The sequence below is a fragment of the Streptomyces sp. NPDC001492 genome (genome assembly GCF_053597275.1).
In genome coordinates, this window is sequence record NZ_JBSFHW010000060.1 from 23425 (window position 1) to 44315 (window position 20891).

Annotated in this window: 15 protein-coding genes; 5 read left to right on the plus strand and 10 right to left on the minus strand. The window is 70.9% G+C overall.

The window, feature by feature from the left end:
• Positions 1-37: 37 nt before the first annotated feature.
• Genes ACWC1K_RS44610 through ACWC1K_RS44635 form a run of 6 tightly spaced genes read right to left on the minus strand, consistent with a single transcriptional unit; the run spans position 38 to position 6551 of the window.
• Positions 38-1228: a CaiB/BaiF CoA transferase family protein gene (locus tag ACWC1K_RS44610; protein ID WP_450839276.1), complete on the minus strand. Its 1191-nt coding sequence runs from the start codon at positions 1226-1228 to the stop codon at positions 38-40.
• Complete coding sequence (locus tag ACWC1K_RS44615; RefSeq protein ID WP_450839277.1) at positions 1225-1434, minus strand: hypothetical protein; 210 nt, start codon at positions 1432-1434, stop codon at positions 1225-1227. The genes ACWC1K_RS44610 and ACWC1K_RS44615 overlap by 4 nt, the downstream gene beginning before the upstream one ends.
• Entirely contained in the window at positions 1431-2885 is a 1455-nt protein-coding gene (locus ACWC1K_RS44620) for an ADP-ribosylglycohydrolase family protein (protein ID WP_450839279.1), read from the minus strand. The genes ACWC1K_RS44615 and ACWC1K_RS44620 overlap by 4 nt, the downstream gene beginning before the upstream one ends.
• Positions 2873-4039, minus strand: a complete 1167-nt coding sequence (locus ACWC1K_RS44625) for an ADP-ribosylglycohydrolase family protein (protein WP_450839280.1) — start codon at positions 4037-4039, stop codon at positions 2873-2875. The genes ACWC1K_RS44620 and ACWC1K_RS44625 overlap by 13 nt, the downstream gene beginning before the upstream one ends.
• Positions 4040-4047: 8 nt before the next feature.
• Positions 4048-5445: an ADP-ribosylglycohydrolase family protein gene (locus ACWC1K_RS44630; RefSeq protein ID WP_450839282.1), complete on the minus strand. Its 1398-nt coding sequence runs from the start codon at positions 5443-5445 to the stop codon at positions 4048-4050.
• Positions 5442-6551, minus strand: a complete 1110-nt coding sequence (locus tag ACWC1K_RS44635; protein WP_450839283.1) for an ADP-ribosylglycohydrolase family protein — start codon at positions 6549-6551, stop codon at positions 5442-5444. Before ACWC1K_RS44635 ends, ACWC1K_RS44630 begins: the two co-directional genes overlap by 4 nt.
• Before the next feature lie 276 nt (positions 6552-6827).
• Between ACWC1K_RS44635 and ACWC1K_RS44640 the strand changes: the two genes are divergently transcribed.
• The 3 genes from ACWC1K_RS44640 (at position 6828) to ACWC1K_RS44650 (ending at position 14019) form a co-directional block, all read left to right on the plus strand.
• The gene (locus ACWC1K_RS44640; protein WP_450839285.1) at positions 6828-7559 is read left to right on the plus strand and encodes a VIT1/CCC1 transporter family protein; all 732 of its coding nucleotides are present in this window, start codon (positions 6828-6830) and stop codon (positions 7557-7559) included.
• 402 nt (positions 7560-7961) lie between these two features.
• A complete protein-coding gene (gltB, locus tag ACWC1K_RS44645; protein WP_450839286.1) occupies positions 7962-12563 on the plus strand; it encodes a glutamate synthase large subunit in 4602 nt (1533 codons plus the stop codon).
• Complete coding sequence (locus tag ACWC1K_RS44650; protein ID WP_450839287.1) at positions 12556-14019, plus strand: glutamate synthase subunit beta; 1464 nt, start codon at positions 12556-12558, stop codon at positions 14017-14019. Before gltB ends, ACWC1K_RS44650 begins: the two co-directional genes overlap by 8 nt.
• A gap of 122 nt (positions 14020-14141) precedes the next feature.
• On the opposite strand, the gene ACWC1K_RS44655 is transcribed toward ACWC1K_RS44650, so the two are convergent.
• Together ACWC1K_RS44655 and ACWC1K_RS44660 are read right to left on the minus strand one after the other, a co-directional pair.
• Positions 14142-15050 carry a chitosanase gene (locus tag ACWC1K_RS44655; protein WP_450839288.1) on the minus strand — a complete coding sequence of 303 codons (909 nt, stop codon included), beginning with the start codon at positions 15048-15050 and terminating at the stop codon, positions 14142-14144.
• A gap of 29 nt (positions 15051-15079) precedes the next feature.
• Positions 15080-15991 (minus strand): rhomboid family intramembrane serine protease, encoded by a 912-nt coding sequence (locus ACWC1K_RS44660; protein ID WP_450839290.1) that lies wholly within the window; start codon positions 15989-15991, stop codon positions 15080-15082.
• A gap of 133 nt (positions 15992-16124) precedes the next feature.
• Here ACWC1K_RS44660 and ACWC1K_RS44665 point away from each other — a divergent pair, with 133 nt between their 5' ends.
• Together ACWC1K_RS44665 and qcrB are read left to right on the plus strand one after the other, a co-directional pair.
• The gene (locus ACWC1K_RS44665; protein WP_450839291.1) at positions 16125-16850 is read left to right on the plus strand and encodes a vWA domain-containing protein; all 726 of its coding nucleotides are present in this window, start codon (positions 16125-16127) and stop codon (positions 16848-16850) included.
• A 103-nt stretch (positions 16851-16953) separates the two neighbouring features.
• Positions 16954-18603: a cytochrome bc1 complex cytochrome b subunit gene (gene qcrB / locus ACWC1K_RS44670; protein WP_450839293.1), complete on the plus strand. Its 1650-nt coding sequence runs from the start codon at positions 16954-16956 to the stop codon at positions 18601-18603.
• On the opposite strand, the gene ACWC1K_RS44675 is transcribed toward qcrB, so the two are convergent.
• Both ACWC1K_RS44675 and ACWC1K_RS44680 read right to left on the minus strand, forming a co-directional pair.
• A complete protein-coding gene (locus ACWC1K_RS44675; protein ID WP_450839295.1) occupies positions 18578-19561 on the minus strand; it encodes an acyl-CoA dehydrogenase family protein in 984 nt (327 codons plus the stop codon). The genes qcrB and ACWC1K_RS44675 overlap by 26 nt on opposite strands.
• A 181-nt stretch (positions 19562-19742) precedes the next feature.
• A complete protein-coding gene (locus ACWC1K_RS44680; protein ID WP_450839297.1) occupies positions 19743-20879 on the minus strand; it encodes an acyl-CoA dehydrogenase family protein in 1137 nt (378 codons plus the stop codon).
• Positions 20880-20891 lie beyond the last annotated feature (12 nt).

Below are 20891 nucleotides of genomic sequence, written 5' to 3' on the forward strand. Positions count from 1 at the left end.
TCGGTCGTGGCGAAGAGGTGGGGGAGGACGTTCTGCGTCATACGGCGCCCTCCTCGCGGAGGGTTGTCAGGTCGGTGGGGGTCAGGCCGAGGTCGCTCAGGACGGCCTCCGTGTCGGCGCCGTGCGGGCGGCCCGCCCAGCGGATCGTGCCGGGGGTGGCGGAGAGGCGGAAGAGGACGTTCTGCATGCGCAGGGGGCCCAGGTCCGGGTCGTCGACGGTGGTGAGGGTGTCCAGGGCCGCGTACTGCGGGTCGGTCATCACGTCCCGTACGTCCTGGATGGGCGCGACCGCGGCCTCGGCCTTCTCGAAGGCCGCGAGGACCTCGTCACGGCTGCGCTCGGCGATCCAGGTGCCGACGGCCTCATCCAGGACATCGGAGTGCCGGGCGCGGTCGGCGCCCGTCGCGAACCACGGCTCGTCGATCAGCTCGGGGCGGCCCACCAGGCACATGACGCGTTCCGCGACCGACTGCGCGGAGGTCGAGACGGCGACCCAGGCGCCGTCGGCGGTGCGGTAGGTGTTGCGGGGCGCGTTGTTGGCGGACCGGTTGCCGGTGCGCTGCTGCACGTAGCCCAGCTGGTCGTACCAGGTCGGCTGGGGGCCGAGGACGGTGAGGATCGGCTCGATGATCGCCATGTCGACGACCTGCCCCTCGCCGGTGCGCTCGCGGGCGGACAGCGCGGTCATGACGGCGTAGGCGGTGGCCAGACCGGCGATGGAGTCGGCGAGGCCGAAGGGCGGCAGCGTCGGAGGTGCGTCCGGTTCGCCGGTGATCGCGGCGAAGCCGCTCATGGCCTCGGCGAGGGTGCCGAAGCCGGGGCGGTGCGCATACGGGCCGAACTGGCCGAAGGCGGTGACCCTGGTGAGGATCAGGCGGGGGTTGGCGGCGGACAGCTCCGCCCAGCCCAGGTCCCACTTCTCCAGCGTGCCGGGGCGGAAGTTCTCGATGACGACGTCGGCGGTGGCGACGAGACGCAGCAGGGTGGAGCGGCCGCCGGGCTTCGACAGGTCGAGGGTGATGGTGCGCTTGTTGCGGCCGAGGACCTTCCACCAGAGGCCGACGCCGTCCTTCGACGGGCCGTGGCCACGGGAGGGGTCGGGCTTCGCGGGGTGCTCCACCTTGATGACCTCCGCGCCGAAGTCGCCGAGCATCGTGGCGGCGAGCGGGCCGGCGAAGAGGGTGGCGAGGTCGAGGACGCGCAGGCCGGTGAGCGGGGCTTCGTTCATGACGCGAACTGCGCTTCGATCTCCGGGCGGCAGGGCATCGACGCCGGCGCGCCGGGCCGCTGGACGGAGAGCACGGCGGCCGGGGTGAGGACGCGGGCGCCGTGGGCGTCGTTTCCGACCGGGACCGTCTCTTCGCGTTGCGGGGCCTTCTCGGCGTAGGTGACGAGGTTGGTGTTCGTGCTGCCCAGTACGACGATGTGGGTCATGGGCGGGATGCCTCCCGGTGGGTGAGGTGGGCCAGGGTGTCGAAGCCGATGCCGTTGAAGTCGCCGATGGAGGTGGCGAGGCGGTTCTTGAGGGGGGTGGTCCAACGGTCGGGGAGGGCGAGGGGGCTGCCGGTGAGGAGGGCGGCGATGCTGCCTGCTGTGGCGCCGTTGGAGTCCGTGTCCCAACCGCCCGACACGGCACGGCAGATGGAGCCGGTGAAGTCGCCGTTCGCGTGGGTGAGGGCGGCGGCGATCAGGGCCGTGTTGGGGACGGCGTGGACCCAGTGGTGGGTGCCGGCGTGGGTGGCGTGGAGCTCGTCCACGACGGTGCCGAAGTCGGCGTGTTTCTCGGCGAGTCGGATGGCGTGGCGGACGGCTCGGGCCAGCCGGGAGCGGGGTGGGACCACCGTGAGGCCGGTACTCAGGCAGGCGTGCACGTCGTGGGTGGCGGTGGCCGCCTGCGCGATGGCGGCCGCCGTGAACATCGCCGCGTAGACGCCGTTGGCGGTGTGGGTGAGGGTGGCGTCGCGATGGGCCTGTTCGGCTGCGGCGGCCGGGTTGCCGGGGTTGGTCCAGCCGTGGACGTCGGCTCGGATGAGGGCGCCGATCCATTCGCGGAAGGGGTTGCGGTGGCGGGCCGTGTGGGGTGGCTCCAGGCCGAGGAGGAGGTTGCGGTAGGCGATGCGTTCGGCGGTGAAGGTGCGGCCTGCGGGGAGTTCGGAGAGCCAGAGGGCGGCCGCGTCGGTGGTGGTGAAGTGTCTGCCGTGGCGTTGCAGCAGGAGGAGGTTGAGGAGGGGGTAGTTGAGGTCGTCGTCCTCGGGCATGCCGTCGATGTTCTCGGCGAGGGAGGTTGCCGCCGAGCGGCGGTTCCAGGGGTGTGCCGAGAGGAGTTCTTCGGGGACGCCGTGGGCGGTGAAGTACGTGTTCAGGGGCCAGTTGCCGGTGGCTTTGGCCAGGTGGCGGATGGCTTGGAGGGGGAGTTTTTCTACGGGTTTGCCCAGGAGGCAGCCGACTGCTCGGCCTAGCCAGGCGGCTTCCAGGTGCTCGTGCGTTGGGGTGGCTGTAGGGGTGGGGCCGCTTACCCGCGCCGGCGGGGTGCCGCCTCTCCTTGGGTCGGGAGCCGCCCCGAGCGGCACGACTGCCCGCAGGCCAAGGGGGGTGACGGCGTTCGGCCAGTCTGGGCACAGGGACTTGATCCGTGCCAGGTCCGTTGGTTCGGTGTCCGCCAACTTGCTTGGCAGGTCCGCCAGTTCGTCCAGCAAGTCCTTTGCCAGCAGTCGCAGGTAGCGCGATGCCGGTTTCGTTGACGCGCCTGCGTGCAGCGGGGCCTCCGTGCCGCCCGCCGCCTTCCATCTCGCTGCGATCGCCGACGGTTCGCGGCCGTCCAGGGTCGCCTGGCGCAGTTCGTGGCCGATCAGGTCCTCCGGCTGGACCCAGGTCAGTCGGAGCATCTTGGGTCTCCGAGGTCGAGGAACGCCGACTCGTGGGCCCTGCGGCGGTGTACGTCCCGTTCGAAGATCTCGCGGGTCACGGCGGTGAGCGTCGCCGCCGGTTGCCACAGGTCCAGGCGGCTCGCCTCCGCGACCTGCTTCGACCAGTCCTCCGGGACCGGGGATCCCAGCGCCCCGGCCAGCGCGCCGGTCATCGTCGCGATCGAGTCGCAGTCGCGGCCGTAGTTCACCGCGCCCAGGACCGCGTGGCGGTAGTCGGCGCGCGACACCAGCAACATGCCCAGGGCGACGGGGAGTTCCTCGATCGAATGGAGGCGGGACGGGCGGCGGGCCCCGAGGGACGGGGCGCGGTAGTCCGGGCCGACCGTGTCGAAGGGGGCGACTGCTTCCCGTAGCGGAATCAGGGCCGATTCGAAGTCCGTGTGGCGGGACGCCGCTTCGCAGACCTTCTCGATCGCCGTGCGGGTGCCGTCCTTCGCGAGGGAGAGGGCCGTGGTGACGATCGAGTCCGGGGTTGCCCCGGGGGTGGCCGCCGCGGCCACCGCGGCCGCGAAGACGCCTGCTGCTTCTCGGCCGTACGAGGACTGGTGGGCGCCGGCGATGTCGATCGCCTCGGCGTAGGCGGCCGGAGGGCTGGCCGCGTTCACCAGGCCCACCGGGGCCATGTACATCGCCGCACCGCAGTTGACGATGTTGCCCGTGCCGGCCTCACGGGGGTCGACATGGCCGTAGTGGAGGCGGGCCACCAGCCATTTCTCGGCGAGGAAGACGCGGTGCAGGGGGAGGGCTTCCTGCTCCAGTTCCGGGATCCAGCGGGGGGTCGTCATCAGGTCCGGGACCAGGTGGTCCGCGATCGCGTACGCGTCGAGGTGGTCACGGACCCGGTCGTAGACGCGGATCAGGGCGTGCGTCATCAAGGTGTCGTCGGTGACGTGGCCATCGCCCTTGTGGTACGGCGCGAGGGGGCGGGCCGTGCGCCAGGACTCGCCGTTCCAGGGGCCGACGATGCCGTGGACGCGGCCGCCGTGGCGTTCGAGGATCTGGTCGGGGGAGTAGCCCTCGACGGGGCCGCCGAGGGCGTCGCCCACCGCCGCGCCCACGAGGGCCCCGGTGATCCGGTCCTCGAGGCTGGTTTTGGGGTTTTTGGACCTCATGGCCCGAATCATCCTCCTGGCGGGGCCGGTTGTGTTGCTTCCAGGAGTTCGGCGAGTTCCACCAGGTCGGTGCCGGTGAGGCGGGGGAGTGCGCAGCCGGAGAGGGTGCGGCAGGCCTCCCGCCAGGACCGCGGGATCGACGCGCTGCCGCCCAGCGCGCCGGTGAGGGCGCCCGCCAGGGCCGGGGCCGAGTCGGCTACCCGGGAGAGGCAGGCCGCGGCCGGTACCGCTTCGGCGATACGGCCGTTCGACGCGGCGGTCAGGGCCAGGGCCACCGGGACCGTTTCGGCCGCGGCGATGCCGTAGCTGTAGACGTGGTCGACGATCTGGTGTTCCAGGAGCGGGATCAGGGTGAAGGCGGTCTCGGCGTCGGCGGCCAGCTCGAGTGCGTGGCGGGCGTTGCGGCTGATCTCCGTGGTCTCGGGGAGTTCGGTGAGGGCCGCGTCGACGCAGGTCTCGACGTCGGCGCCGGACAGTGCCAGGGCGAGTGCCGCCGCCATGGCCCGGGCGCCGTGCACTCCGTCGCCGTCCTGGGTGTAGCGGGCGTCGAACTCGGCGAGGTCGGCGGCGAGTCGGGGGGCGCCGGGGTGAGCCACGGCGAGTACGCAGGCCCGTACGCAGGCCGCGTCGTCGAAGTAGTGGGGGTTGTCATGGCCGGTGGCGGGCGGGCGCAGGCCGGTGGCGAGGTTGCCGAGGCCGGCGCGGACGGAGATGCGGGCGCGGAGGGGGAGGACGGCGGACTCGACCTCCGGTGCGCGATCCGCTGCGGCGGCCACTTCGCTTGCGAGGGCGTTCCAGGTGAGGTCGATGGCGGCTCTTGTACGGCGTTGTCGGCTGAGGTCGGCGAGGGCGGTGTCGTCGCCGGCGCGCAGGAGTGCCTCCGCGGCGAAGGCCGCCCACTCGGCGTCGTCGGAGGGGCCGAGGCGGAGGGGTTCGGGGGGTTGGTTCAGGGCGATGGGGACGGGGAGGGTGGTGGTGGCGTTCTGTTCGGCGAAGGTGTCGAGTTCACGGGTGAGGCGGCGTGTCCACTCGGGCATACGGGCGGCTCGGTGGCGGGCGGCGGGCCAGCCGGCGGCGTCGCCCGCGGCCAGACCGAGCAGGAGCCCGACGGTTCTTCCGGACCCGGCGGTTCCCCGCGGGCGCCGGGGCGCGGCCGCCCCTGCGGGGCCCTGCGGGTGCCGGGGCTCATCCCCCTCGGCGGATCGGTTCCCACCCGCACCACCCGTGCGACTTTCGTCGGCGGGTGCGGGTGACCCCTGTGGTGGGTCCTCGCCGTCGGCGGCTGCGGGGTCGGCCGTGCGTGGCCCCTCTGCGGGGTTCTCGTCGTCGGCGGCTGCGGGTTGGGGCGGGTTTGTGGGGTCGGTCGGCTCTGTCGTTCCCTCGTTCCAGGGGGCGGGCGGGCTCATGAGGGCGTCTCCGTCTCGTCGGTCGCGGCCAGGGTGAAGGCGGTGGGATCAGGGAGCGGGAAGTTCGTGCGCCCCAGCACGTCCGGTGTGGGTTTCCGTGCGGCCGCGCCCTCGTCAGGGACCAGGAGGTCCGCCACCTCCAGTACGTGGTGGCCCGCCATGGCCGGCAGACAGCTGCCCCGGGCCGGGCCGATGGCCGCCGCCCAGGCCGGTGGGATGGCCGAGACCCCCTGGGTCGCTCCGGCCAGCGCGCCCGCCACCGCTGCCGTGGTGTCCGCGTCCCGGCCCATGTTGACCGCCGTGAGGACCGCGTCGCGGAAGTCGCCGTCCGCCGCCGCGTAGGCACCGAAGGCCAGTGCGACCGCCTCGGGGGCCAGGTCGGTCCAGGGATAGCCGCCGATGACGACCGCCGAGCGGACCGCCCGTTCGCCGCGATGGGCCACCGCCACCGCGCGGCGCAGCGAGCGGGCCGTCCAGGAGTCGTCCGGGACGACGGCCAGGGCGGAGGCCACGACGGCGATCGTCGGTGCGCCCGCCATCGCCGCCGCGACGCCTGCCGCGACCGCCTGGCCGCCGTAGATGCCCTCGCCGTCATGGCTCACCGAGCCGTCGATCGCCGCCAGCCGGGCCGCCTCGGCGGGGCGGCCCGCGGCGAAGACGCCGAAGGGCGCCGCGCGCATCGCCAGGCCGTCGCTCCAGGCGTGGCGGTGCTGGGCCGAGATGGGGGCCGCAAGGCCCCGGCGGAGGTTCTCCAGGGTGCCGCGTTCGCTGAAGCCCGCGCCGCGGAACGGGCCCTCCTCGCGGTCCGCGATCCACTCGTGCCAGGCCGCCTCCACATGTGAGGGAGTGAGCGCGGAACCGTGCCGGGCCAGCAGCAGACCGGAGAAGATCGCGTACTCGGTGTCGTCCGTGCCGGCCGGCTTGTCCGTCACGTAACCCGTGATGCGGCCCCAGCGGGCACGGATCTCCGACGGCTTCAGGTTCTCCGCCGGGGCCCCGAGGGCGTCGCCGACCGCCAGGCCCAGGAGCGCGCCGCGTGCCCGCGCGCGGCGGTCGGTGGCGTTCCCCGGCGAGGGGACCGAGGGAGTGCAGGCGATCGATGCCATACGCGGCCTCTTCGGGGAGGGGGCTCGCACAGGGCGCGAACCCTTTGCCCATGTGTCCCACCGTCGGCGGTTGACCTGCGCCTGGCGCAGAGCCAAGTCACCCGGTCGACATCTGTGCGCACATGCGCCCGAGTGAGCACAGAGAGGTAAAGCCGCAGGTTAGCCGAGCCTTTCCTTGCTGGCGGGCGGGGAATTCGGGGCGTACGTTTGCTGTTGTCGAAGAGTAGAACTTGTCCAAAGTTAGCTTTGGCTTAGCTTCCCTGGGGGACTCCCACAATGGCGATCATCGAGACCGAGGCCGCGCTGCACGTGGCGCACCGCGACAACCACACGCACCGGGATGTGAACGGCGGCTGGCTGCGGCCCGCGGTTTTCGGTGCGATGGACGGGCTGGTCTCCAACCTCGCGCTGATGACCGGCGTCGCGGGCGGGGCCGTGGGTCAGCAGACCATTGTCCTGACCGGGCTTGCGGGGCTCGCCGCGGGTGCCTTCTCCATGGCCGCCGGTGAGTACACCTCCGTCGCCTCGCAGCGTGAACTCGTGGAGGCCGAGCTGGATGTGGAGCGGGCCGAGCTGAGGAAGCATCCGGCGGACGAGGAGGCCGAGCTCGCGGCGCTCTACGAGGCCCGCGGTGTCGAGCCGGAGCTGGCGCGGGAAGTGGCCCGGCAGCTGTCGAAGGACCCCGAGCAGGCCCTGGAGATACACGCCCGCGAGGAGCTCGGCATCGACCCCGGGGACCTGCCCTCGCCGCTCGTCGCCGCCGTGTCCTCCTTCGGTTCCTTCGCGCTGGGCGCCCTGCTGCCCGTGCTGCCGTATCTGCTCGGTGCGACCGCGCTGTGGCCGGCCCTGCTGCTCGCGTTCTTCGGGCTGTTCGCATGTGGTGCCGTGGTGGCCAAGGTGACCGCGCGGAGCTGGTGGTTCAGCGGGTTCAGACAGCTCGCCCTGGGCGCCGCGGCGGCCGGTGTGACGTACGCCCTGGGCATCGTGTTCGGAACGGCCGTAGGATAGGGCGGCTACAAGTTATGCGTTGGGCCGCATAAGTAGCCGTTACTCACTGGTTTCGAATGCTTAACCACTGGGCATGAGCCGTAAGCGCTGTGGGCAATGAAGCCTGCCGCGCACCCGCGGGAAGGGCGACGCAGCCCTCCCCGTCTTCCGGGCCGACGGACATCGATCTGTCCCACTCGGTCCCCATAGCTTCCACCGCAGGCGCGGTACCCGCACTGCAGCCGCGCGGTGTCCGCATGTTGGAACGGAATATCCCGGTTCCCGAGAACCGCTCCATCATGTAACCTGCACGAAATTTTGCACCCAGCAGAGGGCCAACGTCGTCCCTCGGCAATCTGCTCCCCCAGAGCCTCAAGAGCCTGGGAGGGGCCCCAGCCACTTGAGACGACGACGGGAGAGCCGATGCGTACGCCGCGCCAGCCGTCCCAGCATTCCGCGAATGGCCAGAACTGGTCCTTCATGGATGCTCGCCCTGCTGCGCAGGGTATGTACGACCCCCGCAACGAACGCGACGCGTGCGGCGTCGGTTTCGTGGCGACCCTCACCGGCGAGGCGTCCCACACCCTGGTCGAGCAGGCCCTGACGGTGCTGCGCAACCTCGAGCACCGCGGTGCCACCGGCTCCGAGCCCGACTCGGGCGACGGCGCCGGCATCCTCTCCCAGGTCCCCGACACCTTCTTCCGCGAGGTGGCCGGATTCGAGCTGCCCGCGGCCGGTGCCTACGCCGTCGGCATCGCCTTCCTGCCGGAGGACGGCACGGCCGAGGTCGTCTCGCGGATCGAGACGATCGCCGCCGAAGAGGGCCTCACCGTCCTCGGCTGGCGCGAGGTGCCGGTCGCGCCCGAACTGCTCGGTGCCACCGCCCGCTCGACGATGCCCGCCTTCCGGCAGATCTTCGTCACCGACAACGCCGCTGTGCCTGCTACGGGTATCGCCCTCGACCGCAAGGCCTTTGTGCTGCGCAAGCGCGCCGAGCGCGAGGCCGGTGTCTACTTCCCGTCGCTCTCCGCGCGCACCATCGTCTACAAGGGCATGCTGACCACCGGCCAGCTGGAGCCCTTCTTCCCGGACCTCTCCGACCGCCGCTTCGCGTCGGCCGTCGCGCTGGTCCACTCGCGCTTCTCCACGAACACCTTCCCGTCGTGGCCGCTCGCGCACCCCTACCGCTTCGTCGCGCACAACGGTGAGATCAACACCGTCAAGGGCAACCGCAACTGGATGGTCGCCCGCGAGTCGCAGCTGGTCTCCGACCTCTTCGGCGACAAGGGTCTGGACCGCGTCTTCCCGATCTGCACGCCGGACGCCTCCGACTCCGCGTCCTTCGACGAGGTGCTCGAACTCCTGCACCTGGGCGGCCGTTCCCTGCCGCACTCCGTGCTGATGATGATCCCGGAGGCGTGGGAGAACCACGACTCCATGGACCCGGCCCGCCGCGCCTTCTACAACTTCCACTCCACGATGATGGAGCCCTGGGACGGCCCGGCCTGCGTCACCTTCACCGACGGCAAGCAGGTCGGCGCGGTCCTCGACCGCAACGGCCTTCGCCCCGGCCGCTACTGGGTCACCGACGACGGCCTGGTCGTCCTCGGCTCCGAGGTCGGCGTCCTCGACATCGACCCCTCCAAGGTCGTCCGCAAGGGCCGGCTGCAGCCCGGCAAGATGTTCCTCGTCGACACGGTCGAGCACCGCATCATCGAGGACGACGAGATCAAGGCGGGCCTCGCCGCCGAGCAGCCGTACGCCGAGTGGATCGAAGCCGGTGAGATCGAGCTGGGCGACCTGCCCGAGCGCGAGCACATCGTCCACACCCACGCCTCGGTCACCCGCCGCCAGCAGACCTTCGGTTACACCGAGGAGGAGCTGCGCGTCATCCTCGCTCCGATGGCCAAGGCCGGTGCCGAGCCGATCGGTTCGATGGGCACGGACAGCCCGATCGCCGCGCTCTCCGAGCGCCCGCGGCTGCTGTTCGACTACTTCACCCAGCTGTTCGCGCAGGTCACCAACCCGCCGCTGGACGCGATCCGCGAGGAGCTCGTGACCTCGCTGCGCAGCTCCCTCGGTCCGCAGGGCAACCTGCTCGACCCGACGGCCGCCTCGTGTCGCAGCGTCGTCCTGCCCTTCCCGGTGATCGACAACGACGAGCTGGCCAAGCTCATCCACATCAACGCCGACGGCGACATGCCCGGCTTCAAGGCCGCGACCCTCTCCGGCCTGTTCCGGGTCTCCGGCGGCGGCGACGCCCTCGCCGCGCGCATCGAGGAGATCTGCGCCGAGGCCGACGCGGCCATCGAGAACGGCGCCCGGCTGATCGTCCTGTCGGACCGTCACTCGGACGCCGAGCATGCGCCGATCCCCTCGCTGCTGCTCACCGCGGCCGTCCACCACCACCTCATCCGCACCAAGCAGCGCACCCACGTGGGCCTGCTGGTCGAGGCCGGCGACGTCCGCGAGGTCCACCACGTCGCGCTGCTCATCGGCTTCGGTGCCGCGGCCGTCAACCCGTACCTGGCGATGGAGTCCGTCGAGGACCTGGTCCGCGCGGGCACCTTCCTCTCGGACATAGAGCCCGAGCAGGCCATCCGCAACCTGATCTACGCCCTCGGCAAGGGTGTACTGAAGGTCATGTCCAAGATGGGCATCTCGACGGTCGCCTCCTACCGCGGCGCCCAGGTCTTCGAGGCCGTCGGTCTCGACGAGGCCTTCGTCGAGAAGTACTTCAACGGCACGGCCACCAAGATCGGCGGCGTCGGCATCGACGTCATCGCCAAGGAGGTCGCCGCCCGGCACGCGAAGGCGTACCCCGCGAGCGGCATCGCGCCCGCGCACCGCGCCCTCGACATCGGCGGCGAGTACCAGTGGCGCCGCGAGGGTGAGCCGCACCTGTTCGACCCGGAGACGGTCTTCCGTCTCCAGCACTCCACCCGCACCGGCCGCTACGACGTCTTCAAGAAGTACACCGAGCGCGTCAACGAGCAGTCCGAGCGACTGATGACGCTCCGCGGTCTGTTCGGCTTCAAGTCGGACCGCCCCTCGATCTCCATCGACGAGGTCGAGCCGGTCTCCGAGATCGTCAAGCGCTTCTCCACCGGCGCCATGTCGTACGGCTCCATCTCGCGCGAGGCGCACGAGACGCTCGCCATCGCCATGAACCAGCTGGGCGGCAAGTCCAACACCGGTGAGGGCGGCGAGGACCCGGACCGTCTCTACGACCCGGCCCGGCGCAGTGCCATCAAGCAGGTGGCCTCCGGCCGCTTCGGCGTGACCTCCGAGTACCTGGTCAACGCCGACGACATCCAGATCAAGATGGCCCAGGGCGCCAAGCCCGGCGAGGGCGGCCAGCTGCCCGGCCACAAGGTCTACCCGTGGGTCGCCAAGACGCGTCACTCGACGCCGGGCGTGGGCCTCATCTCCCCGCCGCCGCACCACGACATCTACTCCATCGAGGACCTGGCCCAGCTGATCCACGACCTGAAGAACGCGAACCCGCAGGCGCGGATTCACGTCAAGCTGGTCTCCGAGGTCGGCGTCGGCACGGTCGCCGCGGGTGTCTCCAAGGCGCACGCGGACGTGGTCCTGATCTCGGGTCACGACGGTGGCACGGGTGCCTCCCCGCTGACCTCCCTGAAGCACGCGGGCGGTCCCTGGGAGCTCGGCCTCGCCGAGACCCAGCAGACGCTGCTGCTCAACGGCCTGCGCGACCGCATCGTCGTCCAGACCGACGGCCAGCTGAAGACCGGCCGTGACGTCGTCATCGCCGCGCTGCTCGGCGCCGAGGAGTTCGGTTTCGCGACCGCGCCGCTCGTCGTCTCCGGCTGCGTGATGATGCGCGTCTGCCACCTGGACACCTGCCCGGTCGGCATCGCCACCCAGAACCCGACCCTCAGGGACCGGTTCTCCGGCAAGGCCGAGTACGTCGTCAACTTCTTCCAGTACATCGCCGAAGAGGTCCGCGAGATCCTCGCCGAGCTGGGCTTCCGCTCCATCGAGGAGGCCGTCGGCCACGCCGAGGCGCTCGACGTCACGCGTGCCGTCGACCACTGGAAGGCGCAGGGCCTGAACCTGGAGCCGCTGTTCCACGTGCCGGCGCTGGCCGAGGGCGCGGTGCGCCACCAGGTCATCGAGCAGGACCACGGCCTGGAGAAGGCGCTCGACAACGAGCTGATCAAGCTCGCCGCCGACGCCCTGGCCGCAGACTCCGCGACCGACGCCCAGCCGGTGCGCGCCCAGGTCGCGATCCGCAACATCAACCGCACGGTCGGCACGATGCTCGGCCACGAGGTGACGAAGAAGTTCGGTGGCGCGGGCCTGCCCGACGACACCATCGACATCACCTTCACCGGCTCCGCGGGCCAGTCCTTCGGCGCCTTCCTGCCGCGCGGTGTCACGCTGCGCCTGGAGGGCGACGCCAACGACTACGTCGGCAAGGGCCTCTCCGGCGGCCGTGTCATCGTCCGCCCGGACCGGGGCGCCGACCACCTCGCCGAGTACTCGACGATCGCGGGCAACACCATCGCCTACGGCGCGACCGGCGGCGAGCTGTTCCTGCGCGGTCGAAGCGGCGAGCGGTTCTGTGTCCGCAACTCCGGTGCGACGGTCGTCTCCGAGGGCGTGGGCGACCACGGCTGCGAGTACATGACCGGCGGTCGCGCGGTGGTTCTCGGCGAGACCGGCCGCAACTTCGCGGCCGGTATGTCCGGCGGTATCGCGTATGTGATCGACCTGGACGTCGACAACGTCAACGCCGGCAACCTCAGCGCCGTCGAGGCCCTCGACGACACCGACAAGCAGTGGCTGCACGACGTGGTGCGCCGCCACCAGGAGGAGACCGGCTCCACGGTCGCCGAGAAGATCCTCGCCGAGTGGGACACCGCGGTGGACCGCTTCAGCAAGATCATCCCCAGCACGTACAAGGCAGTGCTCGCCGCCAAGGACGCCGCCGAGCAGGCGGGACTCTCCGAGTCCGAGATCACCGAGAAGATGATGGAGGCGGCGATCAATGGCTGACCCGAAGGGCTTCCTGAACCACGGCCGTGAGGTCGCCAAGTCCCGTCCCGTCGGCGAGCGTCTGAAGGACTGGAACGAGGTCTACGTCCCCGGTTCCCTGCTGCCGATCATCAGCAAGCAGGCCAGCCGGTGCATGGACTGCGGCATCCCCTTCTGCCACAACGGCTGTCCGCTGGGCAACCTCATCCCCGAGTGGAACGACTACGCCTACCGCGAGGACTGGTCGGCCGCCTCGGAGCGTCTGCACGCGACGAACAACTTCCCGGAGTTCACGGGTCGGCTGTGCCCCGCTCCGTGCGAGTCGGCGTGTGTGCTGGGCATCAACCAGCCGCCGGTGACCATCAAGAACGTCGAGGTCTCGATCATCGACAAGGCGTGGGAGACCGGGGATGTCGCCCCGCAGATCCCCGAGCGCCTCTCGGGCAAGACGGTCGCGGTCATCGGCTCGGGCCCGGCGGGTCTGGCCGCTGCCCAGCAGCTGACCCGGGCCGGTCACACGGTCGCCGTCTACGAGCGCGCGGACCGCATCGGAGGCCTTCTCCGGTACGGCATCCCCGAGTTCAAGATGGAGAAGCGGCACATCAACCGCCGTATCGAGCAGATGCGCGCGGAGGGCACCCGCTTCCGTACCGGGATCGAGATCGGCCGCGACCTCAAGGCGACCGACCTCAAGAAGCGCTACGACGCGATCGTCATCGCCGCCGGTGCGACGACCGCCCGCGACCTCCCGGTCCCCGGCCGCGAGCTCAAGGGCATCTACCAGGCGATGGAGTACCTGCCGCTGTCGAACAAGGTCCAGGAGGGCGACTACGTCACCTCCCCGATCTCGGCCGAGGGCAAGCACGTCGTGGTCATCGGAGGCGGCGACACCGGCGCGGACTGCGTGGGCACCGCCCACCGCCAATGCGCGGCCTCCGTCACGCAGCTGGAGATCATGCCCCGCCCGGGCGACGAGCGGAACCCGGTCTCCCAGCCGTGGCCGACCTTCCCGATGCTCTACAAGGTCACCTCGGCGCACGAGGAGGGCGGCGAGCGGGTCTACTCCGTCTCCACCACCCACTTCGAGGGCGACGAGGACGGCAACGTCCAGTGGCTGCACCTGACCGAGGTGGAGTTCATCGACGGCAGGCTGACCCCGAAGCCGGGCACGGAGCGCAAGATCCCCGCCCAGCTGGTCACCCTGGCGATGGGCTTCACGGGCACCGACCGGGAGAACGGCCTGGTCGAGCAGTTCGGCCTGGAGCTCGACGAGCGCGGCAACATCGCCCGCGACGCCGACTTCCAGACCAACGTCCCCGGCGTGTTCGTCGCCGGTGACGCGGGCCGCGGCCAGTCCCTCATCGTGTGGGCGATCGCGGAGGGCCGCTCGGCCGCCCGCGGCACCGACCGCTTCCTGACGGGCGCCAGCGACCTGCCGGCCCCGATCCGCCCGACGGACCGGGCCCTGATGGCCTGACGGTCCCTCATATACGTCCCGTACAAAGGCGTGCGGAACACCGCAACGGCGCTTGCCCTGTCCCCGACCGGACGATGGCAGGCGCCGTCGCATGTCTGCGGTCGACCGCCGGGCGGGGCGGGCTACGGCACCTTGTACGTCTCCCCGTACACCTTCCACACCAGCGGCGTCTTCAGGGCCAGGTTCCCGTCGTACAGGAACTGCCGCTGGGCCGTCTCGACGCGGCTGGTGTCGAGGTCCGGACGCGCGGTGTGCATGGCCTCGACGCGGATGTCGAGGAAGACGTCCAGGTAGTCCCGCTCGGAGCCGCCCTGTGCGGGGAGGTCCGCCTCGTCCATGGCGCGTTCGCGCAGGCCGTAGAAGCTGTTCGGGCCGGTGCCGGGGCCGTGCTGGACCATGGCGTCGTAGTAGACGAACTGGCCGAGTGTGCCGAGCCCGTCCAGCTTGGCTAGGCGGACGGCCGGGTCGAAGTAGACGCGGTCGCGTTCCTCGTCCTGGGCCTTCCGGAAGGCGGGCAGCTGTGCCTCGGCCTTCCAGGCGGCGGTGAAGTCCGGGTCCAGGCCCTCGTGGGAGTCCGTGCCGTCGACCTCGCGCAGGGCGGGCAGGTAGTCGGCGAGGCCGTTGTCGGGATGGTCCTCGGTGTAGCGCTCGACGAGCGCGAGCAGGTCGTGGGTACCCGTGCAGAAGCCGACGGTGCCGGCGGTGTAGCCCTGGCCGTCGTCGATGTCCTCGATGTAGCCGTAGGCACTGCGCCAGTCCAGCGTCGAGTTCTCGGCGCTGGCCACGAGCTCCTGGGCCAGTTCCTTCTTGGCGGGGGCGGCGAGGCCGGCCGGCAGGTCGGCGATCACCTCCTGGTCCTCCGCGCTCTCGTGCTCGGCCCGGCTCTTGGCGATCTGGCGAGCCTTCTGCGCGGCGCTGGTCGGCGTCCTGCTCCCGCTCCCGCCGGAGGATTCGGCGGGAGCGAGGACGTAGACCACGCCCGTGACGACCGCGGGGAGGGCCGCGAACAGGAGGAAACCGGCACGTTTCATAACGAGAGGGTACGGCCGGGTGATCCCGGTCAGGCGGCCAGTTCCGTGACCTTCGCGACCGTCAGGATCACGAGGAGCGCCAGCAGGGCGACGCAGGCGCCCGCCTGGACGAGGTTGCGGCGCCGGTCGTGGGGCGCGTACGCGTAGGCGAGGGTCACCGCGCCGCCGGCCAGCAGGCCGCCGAGGTGGCCCTGCCAGGACGTGACGAACGCGGAGATCACCAGCCACAGCAGCAGACCGCCCATGAACTGGTTGACGGACCTCATGTCGGCGCCCAGCCGCCGGGCCATGACGTAGTACGCGGCACCGAGCCCGAAGATCGCGCCCGAGGCGCCGACCGCGGCCTGGTCGGGGGCGATCAGCAGGACCAGGACGGAGCCGCCGAGCGCCGACAGGACGTACAGGGCGATGTAGCGGATCCGGCCGAGCTGGGACTCGACCACCCGGCCGATGTTCCACAGCGCCACCATGTTCATCACGATGTGCGCGATCCCGAACGTCCCCCCGGTGGGCGGCAGATGCAGGAAGGCCCCGGTGAGCAGGCGGTACCACTCACCGCCGACCACCCCTTCGAGGTGGAAGTCGGCGGGATAGCCGGCCACCCACCCGTAGTGGCCGCCGTCCGGTCCGACCAGCCCGCGGCCCAGCATCTCGAACCGGTCCACGACCGACGGACGCACCAACTCGCCCAGATACGCGAGCACATTGAGCCCGATCAGGACGTACGTCACCACCGGCGCCGAGGTGACGCGGCCGCCGAACGCCGTACGCGCCTGCCGTACCGACCGGGCGCCCTCCCTCACGCACTCCACGCACTGGTGGCCGACGGCCGCCTCCCGCATGCAGTCCGGGCAGATGTACCGGTCGCAGCGGGTGCAGCGGACGTGGGACTCCACCTTGGGATGGCGGTAGCAGGTGGTGACGGTGGACTCGGATTCCACAGCCGGCTCCTCGGAGGGGTGGGACGGGCAGCGAGCCGGTGGGGACGGCGGCGAACAAAATAGCGAACAGGTGTGGGTGGTGGGAGCGGTGGGGTGGATGTGACGTAACCTCGGCACGGACGAAGGGGGGAGCATGGCCGCGATCAGCCTCCGCAAGATCGAGGAGACCGCGCCCGCGCTGGTCAGTCTGTACAAGAGCGCCGGGGTGTCGCTCCACAAGCACGGGCTCGACGGACTGCGGGCGGCGGTGTACCTCGTCGTCGACTACTCCGGCTCGATGAAGCCGTACTACAAGGACGGCAGTGTGCAGGCGCTCGCCGACCGGGTGCTGGGGCTGTCCGCGCATCTCGACGACGACGGGCGGGTGCCCGTGGTCTTCTTCTCGACGGACGTCGACGCCGAGACCGACATCGCGCTCGCCGGTCACGAGGGCCGGATCGAGAAGATCGTGGCCGGTCTCGGGCACATGGGCAAGACCAGCTACCACCTGGCGATGGACGCGGTCATCGACCACTACCTCGACAGCGGTTCGACCGCCCCCGCCCTGGTCGTCTTCCAGACCGACGGAGGGCCGATCAACAAGCTGGCCGCGGAACGCTATCTGTGCAAGGCGGCCCGCCTCCCGCTGTTCTGGCAGTTCGTGGGCTTCGGGGATCCTGACAGCAAGCAGTTCGACTTCCTGCGCAAGCTGGACGATCTCGCGGTGCCGCAGAAGCGGGTCGTCGACAACGCCGGCTTCTTCCACGCCGGGTCGGACCCGGCGCGGGTGACCGACGCGGAGCTGTACGACCGGCTGGTCGGCGAGTTCCCGACGTGGTTGGCCGCCGCCCGGGCCCGGGGGATCGTGCGGCCCGCCTGAGAGCCCGGGACCGGCGTGCATCACTCGTACGGTGCTCTCACCGTTGGCTTACCCGGGACGCCGTGCCACCCTGAGGATGATCCGACGGGGAGGCGACGAACGTATGGACGGCGCACGATCGGGGAACGAGACGGCCGGCTCCAGGCGCAGGGAGCCGTCGGGCACGGGTGAGAAGCTGGCGGACTGGGCCGACGGGCGGCTGGGTCTGTACGGGCTGGCCAAGGCCAATATGCGCAAGGTCTTCCCGGACCACTGGTCCTTCATGCTGGGGGAGATCTGCCTCTACAGCTTTCTCATCCTGATCCTCACCGGCATCTGTCTCACCCTGTTCTTCGAGCCGAGCGGCGTCGAGGTGATCTACCACGGCTCGTACGTCCCGCTCAACGGCATCTCGATGACCCGGGCCTACGAGTCCACCCTCGACATCAGCTTCGACGTGCGCGGCGGGCTGCTGATCCGGCAGATCCACCACTGGGCGGCGCTGGTCTTCGTCACCGGCATGCTCGTCCACATGATGCGGGTGTTCTTCACCGGCGCGTTCCGCAAGCCGCGCGAGCTCAACTGGCTGTTCGGCTGGACCCTGCTGTTCCTCGGCATCATCACCGGTCTGACCGGCTACTCGCTCCCCGACGACCTGCTGTCCGGCACCGGCATCCGCTTCGCCGACGGCGCGATCCTGTCCGTCCCGATCGTCGGGACGTACCTGTCCTTCTTCCTGTTCGGCGGGGAGTTCCCGGGGCACGACATCATCTCGCGGCTCTTCCCGGTCCATGTCCTGCTGTTGCCGGGGATCATGCTGGGCCTGGTCGTCGCCCATCTGATCCTGGTCTTCTACCACAAGCACACCCAGTACCCGGGGCCCGGACGGGACCAGAAGACCGTGGTCGGCATGCCCTTCCTGCCGGTCTACATGGCCAAGGCGGGCGGTTTCTTCTTCCTGGTCTTCGGCGTGCTGGCGTTCATGGGCGGCATCGCCAGCATCAACCCCGTGTGGGCCTTCGGACCCTACCGCCCGGATCTGGTGACCACCGGCGCCCAGCCCGACTGGTATCTCGGCTTCTCCGAGGGCCTGATCCGGGTGATGCCGGGATGGGAGCTCAACTTCTGGGGCCACACCCTGGAACTCGGCGTCTTCATCCCCTTCACGCTCTTCCCGCTGCTGCTGCTCGCCCTCGGCCTGTACCCCTTCCTGGAGGCATGGATCACCGGCGACAAACGCGAGCACCACATCCTGGACCGGCCGCGCAACATGCCGGTCCGCACCGGGCTGGGCGCGGCCTGGCTGGCCCTGTACCTGGTGCTGCTGATCGGCGGCGGCAACGACATCGTGGCCACCCATCTGCATCTGTCCATCAACTCGATCACCTGGTTCGTGCGGGTCTCCTTCTTCGTGGCGCCGGTCGTCACGTTCCTCGTCACCAAACGGGTCTGCATGGGCCTGCAGCGCAAGGACCGGGACAAGGTGCTGCACGGCAGGGAGAGCGGCACCATCAAACGGCTGCCGCACGGCGAGTTCGTCGAGGTCCACGAGCCCCTCGCGCAGGACCAGCTGTTCACCCTCACCCAGCACGAGCAGAACCCGCCCTACGAGATCGGCCCGCTCGTCGACGCGAACGGCGTACGGCGGCCGGTCAGGCCGGGGCAGCGGGTGCGCGCCCGGCTGGCCCGGGTGATGTTCGGCTCGGAGTCGCACATCCCGAAGCCGACGGTGGAGGAGTACCGGGAACTCACCAGGGGCGATCACCACCACTGAGGACCAGGGCGCGGCACTCCTCGGGCCCGCCCCACGCGGTGCGCAGGGCGCGGGCCTTGGTCAGCCACAGGGACAGGTCGTACTCCGCGGTGTAGCCGATCGCGCCGTGCAACTGCAGCGCCGTACGGGCGGTGGCGTACGCCGCCTCGGATGCCGTGACCTTGGCGGCGGCCACGTCGGCGGGGGCCATGGTGAGCGCGGCACCGAACACCAGGGGGCGGGCGAACTCCAACGCGATCTTCGCATCGGCCAGTCGATGCTTGACGGCCTGGAAGGAGCCAATGGGGACGCCGAACTGGGTGCGCAGCCGAACGTAGGCGACGGTTCGGTCCAGGAGGGCCAGTCCGACGCCGAGGCACTGGGCGGCAGCGGCGAGGCGCCCCCAGGTCAGGGCGGGGGCGACAGCCTCGGAGACCTGCGCACCGGCGGCGAGCAGTTCCCCGCCGGGCGCCGGCGCGAAGAGGCGGCGGGCGGGGTCGAGGGAGGGGTGCGGCCGGCCGGGCGGGGGAGCGAGGCGCAGCTCGGTGCTTCCTGGCGCCACGGTCAGCCGTACGTCCGCCATGTCCGCGTCCAGCGCATACGGCCCCGTCGCGAGCGTCGCCGCCGACTCGCCCGAGGCCAGTGCGGGCAGCAGACGCTTGGCCGGGCCTGTGTCGTCCAGTGCGCCGAGCAGGGCGGCCGCCGAGACCGTCTCCACCACCGGGCCCGGCACCGCATGTCGCCCCAACTCGACGAACGCGACGGCGAGTTCGACCGGACGCGGCCCCAGGCCGCCGTACTCCTCGGGGACCGCCAGCGCGAAGACGCCCGCGTCCGCGAGACGGGACCACAGCGCGCGGCCGCTTGAGTGCTCGCCTCGGCTCCAGTCCCGTACGGTCGAAGGCATGTCGGCGGCGGTCAGCCTGGCGTCCAGCGAGGCCGCGAACGCAAGCTGCTCGGCGTCAAGGAGGAATCGCATGAGTAACGTCCCTTCGAAACGTTCGGCATACCTTCGGGCGCGGGAGTTGCGGTGCAGTTCGGAAGCGCCCTGAAGGGGCGCGGGGCTGTGTTGAACATGCGGCTACCGCCGCGTGGGCGCGCCAAGCCACGACGGCGCCGCAGACGACAAACAACCCGTCGCGGCGGACCCGGCGGAGCCATCAGCGCCCCTTCGGCAGGCCGAGCAGCCGCTCGGCGATGATGTCGCGCTGGATCTCGTTGGTGCCCGCGTAGATCGGTCCGGCGAGGGAGAAGACATAGCCCTCGGCCCACTCCGAGTCCGCCGCCTCGCCCTGTGCGCCGAGCAGATCGAGGGCCGTCTCGTGCAGCGCGATGTCGTACTCGGACCAGAAGACCTTGTTCAGGCTGGATTCCGGGCCGATGGAGGCGCCCTCCAGGAAGCGGGAGGCGGCGGCGAAGGTGAACAGCCGGTAGGCCCGGGCGCCTGTCAAGGCGTCCGCCACCTGCGCCTGGGCGGTGGGCGGGCAGCCCTGCCGCTGCCAGAGACGGTGCAGCCGTTCCGCCGCGGCCAGGAAGCGGCCGGGGGAGCGGAGCATCAGCCCCCGCTCGTTGCCCGCCGTCGACATCGCGATCCGCCAGCCCTCGCCGGGCGCGCCGATCACGTCCTCGTCCGGCACGAACACCTCGTCCAGGAACAGCTCGGCGAACGCCGGTTTCCCGTCGAGGCGGCCGATCGGGCTGACCGTGACACCGGGCGCGCGCAGGTCGAACATCAGGTAGGTCAGGCCCTGATGGGGCTTCGGGGCCCTCGGGTCGCTGCGGAACAGGCCGAAGGCGCGGTCCGCGAAGGCGGCCCGCGACGACCACGTCTTGTGCCCGCTCAGCAGCCAGCCCCCGTCCGTGCGCACCGCCTTGGACCGCAGGGACGCCAGATCCGAGCCCGCCTCCGGCTCCGACCAGGCCTGCGCCCACACCACCTCGCCCGTGGCCATGGGCGGCAGCACGCGCGCTCTCTGCTCCTCGGTGCCGTGCTCGAACAGGGTCGGGGCGAGCAGACTGATCCCGTTCTGACCCACCCGGGCCGGGGCCCCCGCCGCCCAGTACTCCTCCTCGAAGATCAGCCACCGGACCAGGCCGGAGTCCCTTCCGCCGTACGCCGTCGGCCAGTTGACGACCGACCAGCGGTCCGCGGCCAGTCCGGCCTCCCACGCGCGGTGGGCCGCGAAGCCCTCCGCGGTCTCCAGGGACGGCAGGGCAGCGCGCGGTACCCGGTCCGCGAGCCAGGCCCGGGCCTCGGCGCGGAAGGCCTCCTCTTCCTGTGTGAAGGCGAGATCCATCGGCTGCCATCC

Excerpts from the sequence above, each read along its gene's own strand:
- ACWC1K_RS44610 (WP_450839276.1), bottom strand. The coding sequence starts at position 1,228 with ATGAACGAAGCCCCGCTCACCGGCCTGCGCGTCCTCGACCTCGCCACC.
- ACWC1K_RS44615 (WP_450839277.1), bottom strand. The coding sequence starts at position 1,434 with ATGACCCACATCGTCGTACTGGGCAGCACGAACACCAACCTCGTCACC.
- ACWC1K_RS44620 (WP_450839279.1), bottom strand. The coding sequence starts at position 2,885 with ATGCTCCGACTGACCTGGGTCCAGCCGGAGGACCTGATCGGCCACGAA.
- ACWC1K_RS44625 (WP_450839280.1), bottom strand. The coding sequence starts at position 4,039 with ATGAGGTCCAAAAACCCCAAAACCAGCCTCGAGGACCGGATCACCGGG.
- ACWC1K_RS44630 (WP_450839282.1), bottom strand. The coding sequence starts at position 5,445 with ATGAGCCCGCCCGCCCCCTGGAACGAGGGAACGACAGAGCCGACCGAC.
- ACWC1K_RS44635 (WP_450839283.1), bottom strand. The coding sequence starts at position 6,551 with ATGGCATCGATCGCCTGCACTCCCTCGGTCCCCTCGCCGGGGAACGCC.
- ACWC1K_RS44640 (WP_450839285.1), top strand. The coding sequence starts at position 6,828 with ATGGCGATCATCGAGACCGAGGCCGCGCTGCACGTGGCGCACCGCGAC.
- gltB (WP_450839286.1), top strand. The coding sequence starts at position 7,962 with ATGCGTACGCCGCGCCAGCCGTCCCAGCATTCCGCGAATGGCCAGAAC.
- ACWC1K_RS44650 (WP_450839287.1), top strand. The coding sequence starts at position 12,556 with ATGGCTGACCCGAAGGGCTTCCTGAACCACGGCCGTGAGGTCGCCAAG.
- ACWC1K_RS44655 (WP_450839288.1), bottom strand. The coding sequence starts at position 15,050 with ATGAAACGTGCCGGTTTCCTCCTGTTCGCGGCCCTCCCCGCGGTCGTC.
- ACWC1K_RS44665 (WP_450839291.1), top strand. The coding sequence starts at position 16,125 with ATGGCCGCGATCAGCCTCCGCAAGATCGAGGAGACCGCGCCCGCGCTG.
- qcrB (WP_450839293.1), top strand. The coding sequence starts at position 16,954 with ATGGACGGCGCACGATCGGGGAACGAGACGGCCGGCTCCAGGCGCAGG.
- ACWC1K_RS44675 (WP_450839295.1), bottom strand. The coding sequence starts at position 19,561 with ATGCGATTCCTCCTTGACGCCGAGCAGCTTGCGTTCGCGGCCTCGCTG.
- ACWC1K_RS44680 (WP_450839297.1), bottom strand. The coding sequence starts at position 20,879 with ATGGATCTCGCCTTCACACAGGAAGAGGAGGCCTTCCGCGCCGAGGCC.